Here is a 15,134-nt window from a genome sequence, read left to right as displayed (position 1 = left end):
AGCCGTCACGCGGCCCAGCACGTCGTATTGCTTGGTCAGCGTGCGTTGATCGGTCGTGCCGGCTGCGCGCGTCGTCGACACCAAGTGGCCCGCGCTATCGTAGGCGTACTGCGTCGTCGTGCCTTCGACGTCAGTGCTCGTCGCCAGCTGGTTCAGCGCCGTGTACGTGTTCGTCACGACGTGGTCTTCGGGCTTTGAAGCGGGGCGCAACGACGATACTGTCGCGCCCGCTTGCATCGTCACAACCGTCGCATACCGAATCGTCTTCGCCGCGTTGCCGGCAGCGTCGTAGACGCTCTCCGTCAGGTAACCCTCGGCATCGACCTGTCCGGTCACCTGGCCCTTGCCGTCATACAGCGTGTAGCTGTGGGCGTCGCTCGAGCTTGCGGCCGGGATCAGCGACAAAAGCGTCGCACCCGCTTGTGCGGCGGCCGTGCTTGAGACCGGCGTCGCATACGCGATGCGGTCCGTCTGGCGGCCCGCCGCGTCGTAGCGGTATTCGACGAGGCCGCCCTCGGCATCGACCGTGCCGATAAGTTGCCCGTCGTTGTTGTAGAAGTTTCGCGTGATGCGGTCTTGCGCGCTCGCGACCGGCGTCGCCGAGGCAATCGTCGGATTCGCGCCGAGCTTGCTCAAGTCGAGCGGCGTCGCGTAGCGGATCACCGACACGATGCGCGAAGCGCCATCGTAGATCGTGCGCGTCACGTTGCCGGCGGCATCGATGCTGATCGCCAGACGCCCCGAGGCGTCGTAGACGTTGTGCGCGGTGCGGTCGCTGGCGCTCGCGGCCGGCCGGATCGAAGCCAGGCTCACGTTGCCGGACTTACTGTTCGCATCGATCAGGCTCGCCAGGGCTGCCGCCGTCAGCGGTGTGCTGTAGGCGATCGTCTGCGCGAGGTCGCTGCCTTGCCCGTACTGGTATTCGGTCAGTGCGCCAGCGCCGTCGATGTCGGCGATCTTGCGGCCGGCGTCATCGTACAGCACGAACTGCCGCACACCGGTCGGGTCCGTCGTCATGCGCAAGCGGCCATCGGCGTCGTAGGCGTAGCTCGTCTGGCCCAGGCTCTGCCCGTTCGCATCGGCTTGCACGACGCTCAGCAGGTGGCCGGCCTTGTCGTAGATCGACGAGGTCGTCAGCCCGCTTGCGAGCTTCACCAACGTCAGGTTGTGCGCGTCGTCGTAGCGCGTGACGGTGATGTGGCCCGCCGCATCGGTGCTCGTGAGCACGCGGCCCAGGCCGTCGTAGGTCAGCTGCGTGGCGTTCGAGCGGCCGTCGACGGTCGACAGCAAGCGCCCTTGCGGGTCGTAGACGTAGTGCGTGACCGACTGCGTGCCATCGGTGATGCCGTTGCCCGAGGCGTCCACGATCGCATACGCGGTGCGGCTCGCGAGCTGCCCGCGGAAGTCGTAGGCAAAGTCGGTGCGCTCGGTTTGCGCAAGGTTGGCCTTCGCCGCCCAGGCCTGCATCTGATCAAGCGTGGGCACATCGGTCGAGGCCAGGCCCGTCAGCGCATAGCTGTTGCCGCTGTACTGGATCGTCGCCGTGCGCTCGCCGTTCGCGTTGTAGCGATACTCGGTCACGCGGCCATCGGCGCTGACGGTAAAGCGCAGCAGGTTCTGCGCATCGCGCACATAGCGCGTCGTCAGCGGCTGTGCGGCCTGCGTCGTTCCAGCGGCCGGGCTCGTGTAGATCGTCTCGGTCAGCAGACCATTGAACGTCGTGCTGTAGATACGCGTGACCGTGTTGCCGGAGCTGTCCTGCTGCTGGATCTGATTGCCGTTCGCGTCGTACTGCATCGTGACGGTGCGGCCGGCCGCATCGACGATCTGCGCAACGTGGCCACCGATGCCATACGTGAACGTGGTTGACTGCGCAACGCCGTTCACCGACGGGCCCGTAAGCTGCGTCAGGCGCCCGGCCGTGTCGTAGCTGAACGTCGACACGAGTCCCAGCGGATCGGTGACGCTCGTGCGGCGGTTCGTCGTGTCATAGGCGAAGCGCGTGATCTGGCCGTTGCCGTCGGTGGCCGTGGCGATGCGGTAGTCGCTCCCCACCTGCACATAGGTAAACGACTGCGTGCTGCCGTCGGACTGCGTGATCGAGGCAATGCGCTTGCTCGTGCCGTCGTAGCCGTAGGTCGTTACGTAACTCGTGGCGGGCGTACTGCCGCTAGCCGCGCTCACATCGACGCTGACCATCGAGAGGCGATTCTGCGCGTCGTAGCCGTAATGCACACGCGCGATCGTCGTGCCGTCCTGCAGCACAGTACGAATCTGCGTAACGTCGTTGCCGCTGTAATCGAGGTAAGTCGTCTCGCCGCTCGCGTCGACGATCTTGGACAGCAAGTTGTTGCTGCCGTAGCTATAGGTAATCGTGTTGCCGACGGTATCGGTCGTCGAGAGCAGGCGTCCGAGGCCGCCCATCTCGTAGCGTTCCTGGGCGCCCGTTGCGCCGCTCGTGAAGATGAGGCGTCCTGCCTTGCTGTCGTAGCGGATCGTATCGTTCGCGCCAGCGCCGTCGCGGTTGACGTACAGGTCGCGTGCCGCGTCGAAGGTGAAAACGGCTTGTGTACCGTCGGCGTCGGTGCGCGTGATCGTGCTGCCCGCGGTGTAGACGATGCCCGAGATTTGCAGGTGCTTGCGGCTCGTCCCGAGGTTCCAGTTGTCGCCACCGTCGCCGAAGTTGCCTTCGCTGTTGTAGGTGCGCAGCACATCGACCGGCAGGCCGTGCGCAGCGAGGTAGTCGTCACGGTCCTGAAGGATCAGATTGCCGTTCGCCGCGTTGACGTAGCCGAGCTCTCCGTTGCGGCCACCGGCGACATTGCCGGCGACACCGCGCTGCCCCAGCAGGGACAACGAAGACAAAGACAGGCCCAGACCATTGCCGCTGACGATCGCTACCATTTTTCTTATTCCTCGGGAGTGTCGTGGCGCGAGCTGCTCTCGCGCTCGCCACGGGCGCAAAGGCGCCCACCGTCCAGCCGAAAAACGGCCGGACGGACAGAAGTCAAACTGCTTGGAGTGCCGTTAAGGCGTCAGGCGGCGACGAGCTCGCCTGCTTTCCAGCTGACGCCTTCGCAATCGGCATCGGTCGCGCGGCTGCTCAGCACGAAGCCGCCGGCGATGTAGCTGCCGCCGACGTCGACGATCAGATCGAACAGCGGCGTGTCGATCGGCATCACGTGGTAGATCGGCTGCACGGCGTGCCAACCGTCGACCGTCGCGTGCAGGTTCGGGATATCGAAGCGCAGTGCGTGTGCATCGCGGGTCGTCTGCGAGGCGATGCCGATGCTCTTTTCCCAGAACCAGTGGCTGAAGTTGTAGGTGCCCCACCATTCCTGCGCTGCGCCGCCTGCTTCGTTGCGCGTCCAGAGCGCGTGCTCGTCGGAGAGGAACAGGGACTCGGCATTGGGACGGGCCAGTTCGATGATGCGGCGCGTGACGCCGAGCTTGACGCGCTCGACAGCAGTCACGGTGCCGACGCCGCTCAGCGTGCGGACTTTCTCGCCGCCGACGAACGTTTCGATGCTGCGCGTGCTGCCGTCCGCCATCAGGATCGGCGTGCCGGCCAGGACGCACGAGCCATGGCCGCCGCTACCGAGATTGATGATGGGCGATTGCGTCATGCGCCGCTGAACTGGCTCGCGGGTAATCTCCCAGCCGCTCGCGTCCATCGGCGCACGGTAGCGAATGAACGTTTCTTGTTGCGCCACACCGGACTGGGCCGAAATCTGCTGTTGCACTGCCATTTGGTACTCCTCGCGTGTAGGTTGACTTGGGCATCCGCTGTTTCGGCTTGACACCGCCCGCTGCCCGGATCAAGAGCCGCCGACTCCGCTCGCGGTCTTCAGAACAAGTTATCCGGCGATTTCTGAAAACGTTTAGCGATTTGCCAAAAAAATTTCGCGGCCTAGGCGAATGCGTCTATTCCTACGCGCCGTACCCGTGCGAGTACCCGCTCAATCGCGGGGCAATGACAACAAATCCACGCCGAAAAGGCTATCGAGCATCGGCACATAGCTGGCCGGATGCACCATGGGGTGGCTGTTCATCTCCAGCAGCCACAGCTGGTCATCCTCGTCGACGATGGCATCGACCGTAAAGATGGTGTGCTCGCGCGTCGCCGGAGGAATGCCTTGCGCAAGCGAACCGGCCATTTGGTGCAGCCGCGCCCGCATTGAAACGCTCTGCGCCGACAGCACGTCGCGGTCGCGCGTGATCGTCCGATCGAACGGCGAAGCGTACCGAAAGTCGAGCACGACGCGCTGCCCCAAGGCCGGCACACTGTCGACGTCGAGACCTTGCCACGCAAGCACGTCGTGATCGGCTTTATCGGCGGGCTGGGGCACGTCGAAGCTGCCGCGTCCGCTACTTTCGAGCAACTCGCGCAACGAGCGCACGCCATCGCCGACGACGAACGGCGCCTTCAAGCGCTCCATCGCCACCGGACATCCGTTCCAGCACCAGATCTTGGCGCACTCGCCCTGAACGAACTGCTCGAAGAACTGGCCCGGGCTGAGCACGACAGCCTGGGCTTGCGCACTGCCCGAACGAAATGGGCCACGAATCCCGCGGCCGAACGAACCTTGGCGCCCTTTGACGATGAAGTCGGTGTCCGGTTGCTGCATCCCTTGCAATGAATAGGCCGGAACCGGCAACCCGGCTTGCTCGCAATACTGCTTGAAGGCGAGCTTGTCCGAGGCGAGTGGCCAACGCTTGACGTCGTAGGGTAGCCAACCGCAGAAGAGCGTGTCGTCGTCCCCGAAGTGGTTCGTGTAGGCGAACCCGGTGTCCATCTCCATGATGAACCGGGGCACGAGCGTCACCACACGGCCGTCGCGCGTGACTGTCACACGGAACGTGACGGCGTCGAGGGAAACGCTCGCGTCGTGCCGGCGCGCCCAAACGCGAATGTTCCGAAGGTGATTGAGCGGCTGGAAGAAATGGTGCATCGGTGGTCTCGACGGCTTCGGAGAACGGGCAGGAAACCGCCCGCCCGCATGAATGGCGAGCGAATACTACCCGCGGCACCGTGCTTGGACAAGAACTAGCGGCCTGATATCACGACCTGCGAAACCGAACGAGTGCTCTGTTGTCGCGCTACCCGAAATAGCAGCCGATTGCCCCGAGCGGCCCGTAATCGACATGAAACGTATCGCCTTTGCGCGCCGCGCAGGGCCGCGTAAACGAACCGCCGAGGATCACTTGGCCAGGCTCGAGCGCCACGCCGAATCGATGCAGCTTGTTGGCGAGCCATACCACGCCATTGGCCGGATGATTGAGCACGCCTGCCGCAACGCCCGTCTCTTCGACGACCCCGTTACGCGACATGATCGCGGCCACCCAGCGCAAGTCCACGTCATGAGGCCGCACCGGCCGCCCACCGAGGATCACGCCGGCATTCGCGGCATTGTCGGCGATGGTGTCGAAGACTTTGCGCGGCCGCTTGGTCTCGGGATCGAGTGAATGACTACGCGCGTCGATGATTTCAAGCGCAGGCGTCACGTAATCGACAGCATCGTACACATCGTAGATCGTGCAATTCGGCCCTTCGAGCCGTTTGCCGAGGACGAAGGCGAGTTCGACTTCGAGGCGCGGCACGATGAAACGCTCGACGGGAACGGTGCTGCCCTCGGCGAAAAACATGTCGTCGAGCAGCGCGCCGAAATCGGGCTCGTCGATCTGTGACGTGTATTGCATCGCCTTGGACGTGAGCCCGATCTTGTGCCCCTTCAACGTGCGTCCTTCTGCGAGCTTCATGGCGACCCATTCGCGCTGAATGGCGTAGGCATCGTCGATCGTGATGTCGGGGTGGTCGAGCGATATTTGGCGGATCTGGCAGCGCTCGCGCTCAGCCTCGTGCAAGCGCTGCGCAAGCGCCTCGATCATGGACTGATTCAGCATGGCAATCGATTAGGATGGCAAATCAATCAGGGATTTAAGGAGATCAGGAAGCGCGTCGATAGCGCTCGTGAATGTTGTTGTGCTTGTACGACCCGCTCTCGCTGAACTCGACCAGTTCGAGCGACAACGCCAAATAGCGTCTCGCATACACCTCGGAAAAGTGCGCCTTGATCGCCTCGAACAGCGCATCGCACGTTTGCTGCTTGACCGCCTCACTGCGCCCCGAACCGATCTTCAGCGTGACATGAACGAACGCATCGTTCTCGGTGCCGTCGGCGACGCAATAGTCGTGCAGCTCGATCGCACGCGAGCGGATGCCCCCGGTTGGATAGACGCCGCCTTGCGCGATCAGCGTCTCGTTGATCGTCTTCAGCAGCAGCGCAACGCGCGCATCTTCGCGCAGATTGTCGGTGTATTCGACGATGATATGAGGCATCGCTAGGCTCCTTGATCCGATAAACCGCAATGACGATGACGGCTCACGGCAGCGGAAAGATCGCGTTGATCTGCCCGGTGCCGGAGCTCGCGAAGTAATCGGTGACGATCTCGACGGGCTTGTCGTAGGCATCCCATCCCAGCAGGCCCAACAGCATCGCCGTATCATGCATGCCGCCTTCGCCGTGGCAGTGCTCGTTGTACTCGGGCAGCATCTTGCAGAACGTCGCGAAATCGCCCTGCTTCCATAGCTCGACCACGCGTAGATCGACTTGCCGGAAGAACTCGCGGCTGATCGCATGCATGGATGCCTCAGGGCTGCCGTTGTCGCTGAAACGATGCGAGAGCGAGCCGCTGGCGAGAAAGGCGACATTCGAGTCGCTGGCTTCGATCGCATCGCGCAGTGCCGCGCCGAAGCGCCGGCTTTCGTCGAGCTGATGCCAGGCACACCACGCCGCGATCGAGACGACCTTGAAGTGCTCGTCGCCGTTCATATAGCGCATCGGCACCAGCGTGCCGTACTCGAGTTCGAGACTCGCGATTTCATGCGCGCGTGTGAACACGCCCTGCTCGGTCGCCGTCTTCGCGATGAGGCGGCCCAGCAGTGGGTTGCCCGGATACGCGTAGCGCATGTCCTTGATGAAATGCGGCAGCTCGTTGCTTGTGTAAGTGCCGCTGAAGTGCTCGTTGCAATTGACGTGGTAGCCCGCGTTGACGAGCCAGTGCACGTCGGCCACGACGATCGTATCGACGCCGAGCGCGCGGCAGCGCTCGCCGATGATGCGATGCCCCTCGATGGCGGCCGCGCGGCAGCCGTGGTGCTTGCCCGGCATCTCCGACAGATACAGCGACGGCACATGCGTCACTTTCGCGGCCAACGACAGCTTTCCCATTCTGCGTGCCTCCTCAAGCCGCGTAGCGGCTCAGACGCCCCACTTCGGTATCGTGTGGCTGCCCATCGAGATACAGACGTTCTTCACTTCGGCGAACACCTCGAGACTGTACTCGCCGCCCTCGCGCCCCGTGCCCGACGCCTTGACGCCGCCGAAAGGCTGGCGCAGATCGCGCACGTTCTGGCTGTTGACGAATACCATGCCGGCCTCGATGCCGCGCGCGAGCCGATGCACCTTGCCGACGTCCTGCGTCCAGATATACGACGCCAGCCCATAGTCGGTATCGTTGGCCAGACGCAGGCCGTCGTCTTCGTCATCGAACGGAATCAGGCAAGCGACGGGCCCGAAGATCTCCTCCTGCGCGACGCGCATGCGATTGTCGACATCGGCGAGCACGGTCGGCGATACGAAGTGCCCGTTCCTCAAATGCGGGGCCAGCGATGCCGGTTTATCGGGCCCACCCGCCAGGATGCGCGCCCCCTCTTGTTCCCCGAGCCGGATGTAGCCCGTGACCTTCTCCCAGTGCGCGCGCGTGATCAGTGCACCCAGTTGCGTCGCGTCGTCGGTGGGATCGCCCACGATCAGCCGCTGCGCGCGACGCGCGAACGCCTGAGCGAAAGCATCGTAGATCGTACGCTGCACGAAGATGCGCGAGCCCGCCGTGCAACGCTCGCCGTTGATCGAAAAGATCGTGAACAGCGAAGCATCGAGCGCGCGTTCGAGGTCGGCATCGTCGAAGATCAGCACCGGCGATTTGCCGCCGAGCTCCATCGAAAATTTCTTGAGCCCCGCACGCTCGACGATGCGCTTGCCCGTGGTCGTGCCACCCGTGAACGAGACGGCGCGCACGTCCGGATGCCGCACGAGCGCGTCGCCCGCACGCGCCCCGTAGCCATGCACGACGTTGAGCACGCCGGGGGGAATGCCGGCCTCGAGCGCCAGCAAGCCGAGCTGGTCGGCCGTCAGCGGCGAGAGCTCCGACATCTTCAGCACCGCCGTGTTGCCAAGCGCAAGGCACGGCGCGACTTTCCAGGTCGCAGTCATGAACGGCACGTTCCAAGGCGAAATCAGCGCACACACGCCCACCGGCTGATAGAGCGTGTAGTTGAGCATCTGATCGTCGACGGGGTACGTGCGCCCGTTCATCTGCACGCACGCTTGCGCAAAAAAGTTGAAATTCTCGGCGGCACGCGGGATCAACTGCTTACGCGTCTGCGCGATGGGCAGGCCCGTGTCCTGTGTTTCGAGCGCGGCAAGCTCGGGCACGTGCTCGTCGATGAGCTCGGCCAGGCGACGCATCAGCTTCGCGCGCGTCTTGGCCGGTGTGTCGGCCCATTTCGGAAACGCGTCTTTCGCGGCTCGCACGGCCAGCTCGACCTCCTCGGCATCGCCCGACGCGACTTCGTCGATTGCCTCTCCCGTCGCCGGGTTGTAGGTGATGAAGGTCTCGCGGCTCTCAACCAGCTTGCCGTCGATCCAATGCTTGATCGTCATCGTTCGCTCCTCGCCCAATGGCTTGCGCAAGCGGCCTCGCCATAGTAATCGGCCTCACTCACGATCGTATTCACGAGGCAGCCGATGCCTTCGATTTCGGTGACGACTTCGTCGCCCAAACGGGTATCGGCAAGCCCCTCGGGCGTACCCGTGAGGATCAAGTCGCCTGGCTCGAGCGTCATGAACGCGCTCAAATATTCGATCAGCGAGGCGATGTCGAAAATCATGTCGCGTGTGGAGCCGTGCTGCGTACGCGTGCCGTTCACGAACGTGGAGAGCGTGAGGTTCATCGGGTCGGGCACGTCGTCGCGGTCCACGAGCCACGGGCCGAGCGGCGTACAAGTATCGCGGCTTTTTACGCGCAGGTTGGGACGATAGTAGTTCTCGAGATAGTCGCGCACGGCGTAGTCGTTCGCGATCGTGTAGCCGCCAACGTAGTCGTATGCATCGGCCTTCTTGATGCCGCTTGCTCGCCGCCCGATGACGACGGCCAGCTCGCACTCGTAGTGCATGTAGTCGACGCCGCTGGGCCGCACCGTGTGCGCGCGGTGGCCGACGAACGTATTCGGTCCTTTGAGGAATACCAATGGTTCGTCGGGCGCTTTGAAGGCGAGCTCTTTGGCGTGATCGGCGTAGTTCAGGCCCAGCGCGAACGTCGTGCGCGGCACGATCGGCGGCAGCCACCTTACATCGCGTTCGTTGACGATGCGTCCGGTGTCGAGGCGGATCAGATCCGTACCGGCTGGCGTGGCCGTGTGCAACGCGCCGTTGAATACGACACGTGCGGTCTTCATGGCGCCTCCTGAGCGCGGCCCTCGGCCAGCGCGACCGAATGCGAAAGGATGCCGATCTCGCCGATTTCGATCTCGACGTGATCGCCTGCGTGCGCATGCGGTGCATCGGCCGGTACGCCGAGCAGCAGCACGTCGCCGGCGTCGAGCGTCATGAACTCGGTCACGTCGGCAATCAGTTGCTCGACGCTGCGTACGGTTTGCGACGTCTTGTCGGTCTGCTCCGTTTGACCGTTGATGCGCACGGCAATCGGCAGATGGTTGGGATCGGACACGGCGTTGCGCGACACGATGGCCGGCCCGAGCGGGCAAAAGCCGTCACGGCAGGTCGAGCGCACGGCAGGCCGGTAATACGAGTCATGCGGCACGCTGACGTCGCTTGCGATCGTGTAGCCCAGCACATAGTCCAACGCATCGGAGGGGCTGACCCGCGTGGCCCGGCGTGCGAACACGATACCGAGCGCAGCGCCGATCCGCAGCGACTCGACGCCGGCCGGCATGCAGACAGTCGCACCGTGTGACGCGTGCGTGTTGGCCGGCTTGATGTAGAGAACCGGCGCACGCGGCGGCGCGCCGTAAGGCGGCGCATGGACGGCCTCGCCGAGTGCTGTCAGCGCACCACGAAAGTTCAACAACGTGCCATAGACGGTGCCGAGCTCGAGTTCGCCGCGTAGGGTGCGCTCAATCGAGCCGGCGACATGCGCCAATCTCATCGACGGTCTCCTTCGATCTTTCCGATCCGCGATCCAAATCGTACTTAATATATTAAATACGTGCAATCTCGGTGGCTTGTCGTTATCAGGTCGCGCACACACGATGCAGCGCTGCTAAGATGACTTCTTCGTTTGCCATACGCTGCGCCGCACCATGAATCGACCGTTCGAACATCGCAATCTAGCCATGCTCCTGCTGCAAGCGCGCGAGTCGCTGATGGGCCTGTTTCGCCCGATTCTGAAGGAATTTTCGCTGACGGAGCAGCAATGGCGCATCATCCGCACGCTTGGCGATGCACCGCGTCACGAGCTCGAGGCGGGCCAGATCGCAAAGCAGTGCTGCATTTTGAGCCCGAGCCTCACCGGCGTGCTCGAACGGATGGAGCGCGACGGCTTGATCCGCCGCATGCGGCCGCTCGCCGATCAGCGCAAGCTGATCGTCAGCCTGACCGCGAAAAGCCTCGATCTCGTCGCCGTCATCCGCCCGCGCATCGATGCACAGTACAAGCAACTCGAAGCGAGTCTTGGTCCGAGTGTGCTCGGCGACCTATACAGCCGTCTCGACCGGCTCATCGATGCGGTGCCGCCCGCCGAAGATGAGGTGCCAGCGCAGCAAGACGCTCCGCCAGCGAAAACGTCTCGTCGAACGCGGGCGAAAATGTCGACGTCCACAGAGCAAGAGGGTTATTAGTTCACAGCTTAATTTTGTCGCCCCGGGAGATCTGCCATGCATTGCCTTCTGTTTTACGAAGTCGCCCCCGACTACCTCGAGCGACGCGGCCAGTTCCGCGCAGAACACCTGACCTACGCATGGCAAGCTGTCGCACGCGGCGAACTGGTCCTCGGGGGCGCGTTGGCCGATCCCGTCGACGGCTCCCTGCTGCTGTTCGACTGTGAGTCGCCCGACGTGCTCGAACAGTTCGCGAGGAACGATCCTTACGTACGCAATGGTGTCGTAACGGGCTGGAAGATCCGGCCCTGGACGACCGTCGTCGGCCCTCAAGCCGCGACGCCGATCCGGCCTCAAGACTGACGCGTCACCCTCCCTGCCCGGCGCGAGTGTCACCATCACGCGCTTGCGCCTCCCAGCCTTCTTGGTCATGATCGGAGAAACGGTACCCGAGCGCCGTTTCTCTCAAGTTAGACCAAGGACATCGGTTCGTGACGCACCTCGTATTCTTTTGCGGCCATGCAGGCACCGGCAAGACGACGATTGCCAAGCGGCTCATCGGCCCGCTCATGCGCGCGACGGGCGAGGCCTTCTGCCTGCTCGACAAGGACACGTTGTATGGCCGCTACAGCGCCGCAGCGATGGGCGCGCTGACGGGCAACCCGGACGATCGCGACAGTCCACTGTATTTGCAACATCTGCGTGATCCGGAATACAAGGGATTGCTCGATACGACCCGCGAAAACCTCGAGCTCGGCGTCAGTGTGGTCGTGGTCGGTCCGCTTTCGCGCGAGATACGCGACAGGCGCCTGTTCGATCGCCAATGGCTCGGCATCGGCGACGATGTGATGGTCCAGATCGTATGGGTCTATACCTCCGAGGAAACGGCGCACGCGCGCATCGTTGCGCGTCGCAATCCAAACGACGCCTACAAGCTCACACACTGGGATGCGTATCGGCAACGACGTTTCGTGCCGAGTGGTGCGGCGCGCGAAGGTCTGCTGATGTTCGACAACACGGCGCCTACGGCGGCCGATCTCGACGCGCTGCTGCGCGCGATCGTCGAAGGACGGTCCGCGTAACGAGCGCATTCGACAGCACAGCGCTCAATCAGCGGAAGCGGAAACGAAGGCGGGAGGTTCACCACGCATGCGTCGCCGCATGCGTGGCTATCCTCTTCTATTGCGGCTCTCTCGAGTGCCCTACGGGGTGCCGCTATGCTTTCCAAGGCCAGAGATGGCCTTGGGGGTTCTCTCAGGTTGCCCTCGTACCCAACTTACTTAGGCCGTCGTCGTCGTCGCCATCGCGTCGAGCGTCGAGCCTTCGTACAGCTGGCCGAAACGATTGGCGAGGAAGTCGCGCAGCGACACTTGCTCTTGGCGCACGAAGCCGCTTTGCGGCAGCTTGCCTTCACGGAACAGGTCGAGGACCGCGCACATCGCGCCGGCCGTCGTGATCTGGATGGCGCTCATCGGCATGCCGCAGACCGTCTTCGCGAAGATCTTGCGCGTGAACACGTCCTGCACGAGCTGGCCGTTGCGCATGCCCGTCACCGTGACGAAAATCAGCACGACGTCTTGCGCGGTCGAGGGCACGGCGCGGCGCATGATCGTCTTGAGCGTGTCGCGATCGGTCGAGAGGCGCAGGTCCTGCAGCAGGAACTGGATCAGATCGCGGTGGCCCGGATAACGCACCGACTTGTAGTCGAGCGTCTCGACGCGGCCCGACAGCGTCTCGCACAACGTGCCGAGACCGCCCGACGTGTTGAACGCTTCGTATTCGATGCCGTCGAGCGAGAAATGCTCGAGACCTTCGAGCGGCTGCACCCATTGCGTGTGCGATTCGCGAATCGCTTCGCACGGCTGGCAGTATTCGTTGATGAGGCCGTCGACGCTCCAGGTCAGGTTGTACTTGAGCGCGTTGGTCGGAAACTCGGGCAGCGCGCCCACACGCATCTTCACTTCGCGCACTTCGGAGAAGCGGTTCGCGAGCTCATGCGCGGCGATGCCGATGAAGCCCGGCGCCAGGCCGCATTGCGGCATGAACGCTTGTGCCGCGCCGTCGCCGAGGTTGCGGATCGCCTGCGTCGCACGCACGTCTTCGGTCAGATCGAAATAATGCACGCCCGCAGCCTTGGCCGCGCCCGCCACGTTGACGGCGAGATAGTACGGCAGTGCGTTGACGAGCGCATCGAAGCCTTGCACCGCAGCCTTGATCGCATTCGAATCGGCGGAATCGACGCGTTGCGTCGCGATGCCTTCTGCAGCCAGCTTGTCCAACGCGGCCTGATCGCGGTCGAATGCGACCACTTCGTAGTCGCCGGTTTCACGCAGCATGTGGGCGATGGTGTGACCGATCAACCCTGCACCGACGATAGCTACCTTCATGCGCTTCTCCTGTTCCGTGTCTTGTGTGTATGTTCGAGCCTGGCCGCACCGCACCGCGATGAGACGCTTTGGACAGGGAACAGTGTAGAGACGCGCAAAAACAGAAAACAGGCGCAAAGTGCCGTTTAGTAGCGCCCATTTCGACGAAATGACGATGCAAACTTACATTTCGTCGAAAATGGGGTAAAAAGACTCAGCCCATCGTGCCGCGGTCGATCTTGCGAGCCAGGATGATCGACGTCGTCGTGCGTTCGACGCCTTCGAGCGCTCCGATTTGATCGAGCAGATCGTTGAGCCGGTCCGGCGAGTCGGCACGCAACCACGCCACGTAATCGAACTCGCCGCTGACCGCGCAGAGCAGTTGCACCTCGGGCATCTTCTCCAGGCGCTTGAGCACGTTTGCGCCGTACTTCGGTGCGAGGATGATGCCCACATAGGCGTGAATGCTCGCATCGAGCACATCCTGGCCGAGCCGCACACCGTAGCCCGCGATCACTTGCATGCGCTCGAGCCGCTCGATGCGCGCGAGCACCGTCGTGCGCGCGACGCCGAGCTGGCGCGCGAGATTGGCTACGCTCTCACGCGCATTCGCTTGCAGCAGCGCGACGAGGTTGCGGTCGAGGTCGTCGAGTTGGTCAAGGCGCGGAGGTCTCATCGATGAATCACGGCTCGTGGAGAAAGAGGCGCCGCATTATCGCGCATGCCGCGCCTCGTAGGCTTTGACGTGCGTATAGGCGAGGCTCAGCACGCTCGGCGCCGCGGCTTGAGTCATGCTCGCCGGCCGGCGCGCGAGCAGATCGCCGAGCACGTGGTCGCCCTCGGTGCGCAAGCCGTTTTCGATGTCGCGCAGCATCGAGGCGGTCATCGGGGAGCGCGTCGCGAACAGCATCGCACGCGAGCGCGCCGCGAACGGCTCGCGCATCGCGTGGCCGTTTGCAGCTGCGATGCCCGAGCATTCGTCGAACAGCGCCTGCATGGCAGCCTGCCCGCCCGGCGCCGCGAGGATATGGCCGACACTGGCGCGCAGCAGGCAAGTGCTGCCGGCGAGCGTCGCGAGGAACACCCACTTCTCCCACATCTGCTGCACGATGGCGTCGTTCGCGTCGACGTCGAAGCCGCCCGTGCGCAATGCCTCGGCAATGGCGCCCACGCGCGCGCTGAGGGCACCGTCGAGCTCGCCGAAGACGATCGCATGCAGGTCGTTCAAATGCACGATGGCGCGCGTCTCGTCGAGCGTGGCGGCGATCAGGCACACGCCGCCCAGCACACGATCATGGCCGAAGCGCTGCGCGAGCACATCGAGGTGCCGCATGCCGTTCAGCATCGGCAGGATCGCCGTGTTCGGGCCGACCGCCGGCGCGAATGAGGCAATCGCATCGTCGAGGTCATAAGCCTTGCAACTGAGCAGGACGAGGTCGTACGGCGCCTCGATCTGCGACGTCAGGACCGTGCGTACGTCGTTCAACGTCGCATCGCCCTTCGGACTCTTGATCACGAGCCCGGTTTGCTTCAACTGCTGCGCGCGTGCCTCGCGCACGAGAAACGTCACGTCTTGTCCGGCCAGCGCCATCCGCCCGCCGAAATATCCGCCGACCGCGCCGGCGCCCACCACGAGGATCCGCATTGTCGCTCCTGAAAAGTCGTCATGACCGTACCGCATGAGGAGGCCCACTGTAATACAGACAGCGCGCATGCGTACGTGTGCCCCGAAGGAAGTCGGTCGCCCCGCGGGAAGTCGGCCTGGGGATGGGAGAGGAGGGATTCCGGGACATCATCGAGCTGTCGCGCACATCGTAAGGATTACGCAAGATTCGTTGCGTTCGCGCTGTCGACGAACGTTCGCACAG

The 15,134-nt window shown here is 63.6% G+C and carries 14 protein-coding genes and 1 pseudogene; 3 read left to right on the top strand and 12 right to left on the bottom strand.

Features of this window, described 5'->3' with window-relative positions; translation table 11 throughout:
- From D7S89_RS03225 to D7S89_RS03185, 9 genes are all read right to left on the bottom strand, one after another.
- A partial coding sequence (locus D7S89_RS03225; protein WP_220702115.1) for an RHS repeat domain-containing protein occupies positions 1 to 2,904 on the bottom strand: 2,904 nt, incomplete at its 3' end.
- A gap of 131 nt (positions 2,905 to 3,035) precedes the next feature.
- Positions 3,036 to 3,749, bottom strand: coding sequence for a Hint domain-containing protein (locus tag D7S89_RS03220; protein WP_121275515.1), 714 nt, complete (start codon positions 3,747 to 3,749; stop codon positions 3,036 to 3,038).
- Between the two features lie 210 nt (positions 3,750 to 3,959).
- Entirely contained in the window at positions 3,960 to 4,952 is a 993-nt protein-coding gene (locus tag D7S89_RS03215; RefSeq protein ID WP_121275513.1) for a hypothetical protein, read from the bottom strand.
- A 148-nt stretch (positions 4,953 to 5,100) separates the two neighbouring features.
- Positions 5,101 to 5,904, bottom strand: a complete 804-nt coding sequence (gene hpaH / locus D7S89_RS03210; RefSeq protein ID WP_121275511.1) for a 2-oxo-hept-4-ene-1,7-dioate hydratase — start codon at positions 5,902 to 5,904, stop codon at positions 5,101 to 5,103.
- A gap of 43 nt (positions 5,905 to 5,947) precedes the next feature.
- Positions 5,948 to 6,340 (bottom strand): 5-carboxymethyl-2-hydroxymuconate Delta-isomerase, encoded by a 393-nt coding sequence (locus tag D7S89_RS03205; protein WP_121275509.1) that lies wholly within the window; start codon positions 6,338 to 6,340, stop codon positions 5,948 to 5,950.
- A gap of 43 nt (positions 6,341 to 6,383) precedes the next feature.
- Positions 6,384 to 7,232, bottom strand: coding sequence for a 3,4-dihydroxyphenylacetate 2,3-dioxygenase (hpaD, locus tag D7S89_RS03200; protein WP_121275507.1), 849 nt, complete (start codon positions 7,230 to 7,232; stop codon positions 6,384 to 6,386).
- Positions 7,233 to 7,262: 30 nt separating this feature from the next.
- Positions 7,263 to 8,726 carry a 5-carboxymethyl-2-hydroxymuconate semialdehyde dehydrogenase gene (gene hpaE, locus D7S89_RS03195; RefSeq protein WP_121275505.1) on the bottom strand — a complete coding sequence of 488 codons (1,464 nt, stop codon included), beginning with the start codon at positions 8,724 to 8,726 and terminating at the stop codon, positions 7,263 to 7,265.
- The gene (locus D7S89_RS03190; RefSeq protein WP_121275503.1) at positions 8,723 to 9,520 is read right to left on the bottom strand and encodes a fumarylacetoacetate hydrolase family protein; all 798 of its coding nucleotides are present in this window, start codon (positions 9,518 to 9,520) and stop codon (positions 8,723 to 8,725) included. Before D7S89_RS03190 ends, hpaE begins: the two co-directional genes overlap by 4 nt.
- Entirely contained in the window at positions 9,517 to 10,230 is a 714-nt protein-coding gene (locus D7S89_RS03185) for a fumarylacetoacetate hydrolase family protein (RefSeq protein WP_121275501.1), read from the bottom strand. The genes D7S89_RS03190 and D7S89_RS03185 overlap by 4 nt, the downstream gene beginning before the upstream one ends.
- 154 nt (positions 10,231 to 10,384) lie before the next feature.
- On the opposite strand from D7S89_RS03185, the pseudogene hpaR reads away from it, so the two are divergent.
- From hpaR to D7S89_RS03170, 3 genes and pseudogenes are all read left to right on the top strand, one after another.
- A pseudogene (gene hpaR, locus D7S89_RS03180) lies at positions 10,385 to 10,807 on the top strand (homoprotocatechuate degradation operon regulator HpaR); the annotation flags it as partial.
- A gap of 150 nt (positions 10,808 to 10,957) precedes the next feature.
- Entirely contained in the window at positions 10,958 to 11,263 is a 306-nt protein-coding gene (locus D7S89_RS03175) for a YciI-like protein (protein ID WP_121275497.1), read from the top strand.
- A 128-nt stretch (positions 11,264 to 11,391) separates the two neighbouring features.
- Positions 11,392 to 11,982, top strand: a complete 591-nt coding sequence (locus D7S89_RS03170; protein WP_121275496.1) for a P-loop nucleotide/nucleoside kinase family protein — start codon at positions 11,392 to 11,394, stop codon at positions 11,980 to 11,982.
- A gap of 198 nt (positions 11,983 to 12,180) precedes the next feature.
- On the opposite strand, the gene D7S89_RS03165 is transcribed toward D7S89_RS03170, so the two are convergent.
- The 3 genes from D7S89_RS03165 to panE all read right to left on the bottom strand — a co-directional run bounded on the left by D7S89_RS03165 (position 12,181) and on the right by panE (position 14,911).
- Positions 12,181 to 13,287 carry a saccharopine dehydrogenase family protein gene (locus D7S89_RS03165; protein ID WP_121275494.1) on the bottom strand — a complete coding sequence of 369 codons (1,107 nt, stop codon included), beginning with the start codon at positions 13,285 to 13,287 and terminating at the stop codon, positions 12,181 to 12,183.
- 193 nt (positions 13,288 to 13,480) lie between these two features.
- Entirely contained in the window at positions 13,481 to 13,942 is a 462-nt protein-coding gene (locus D7S89_RS03160; RefSeq protein ID WP_121275492.1) for an Lrp/AsnC family transcriptional regulator, read from the bottom strand.
- 36 nt (positions 13,943 to 13,978) lie between these two features.
- A complete protein-coding gene (gene panE / locus D7S89_RS03155) occupies positions 13,979 to 14,911 on the bottom strand; it encodes a 2-dehydropantoate 2-reductase (RefSeq protein WP_121275490.1) in 933 nt (310 codons plus the stop codon).
- Positions 14,912 to 15,134 lie beyond the last annotated feature (223 nt).

It is taken from the genome of Trinickia fusca, assembly GCF_003628145.1.
Taxonomy (GTDB): domain Bacteria; phylum Pseudomonadota; class Gammaproteobacteria; order Burkholderiales; family Burkholderiaceae; genus Trinickia; species Trinickia fusca.
Note: the sequence above shows the minus strand (reverse complement) of the source record. Positions and strands in the feature narration are given on the sequence as shown.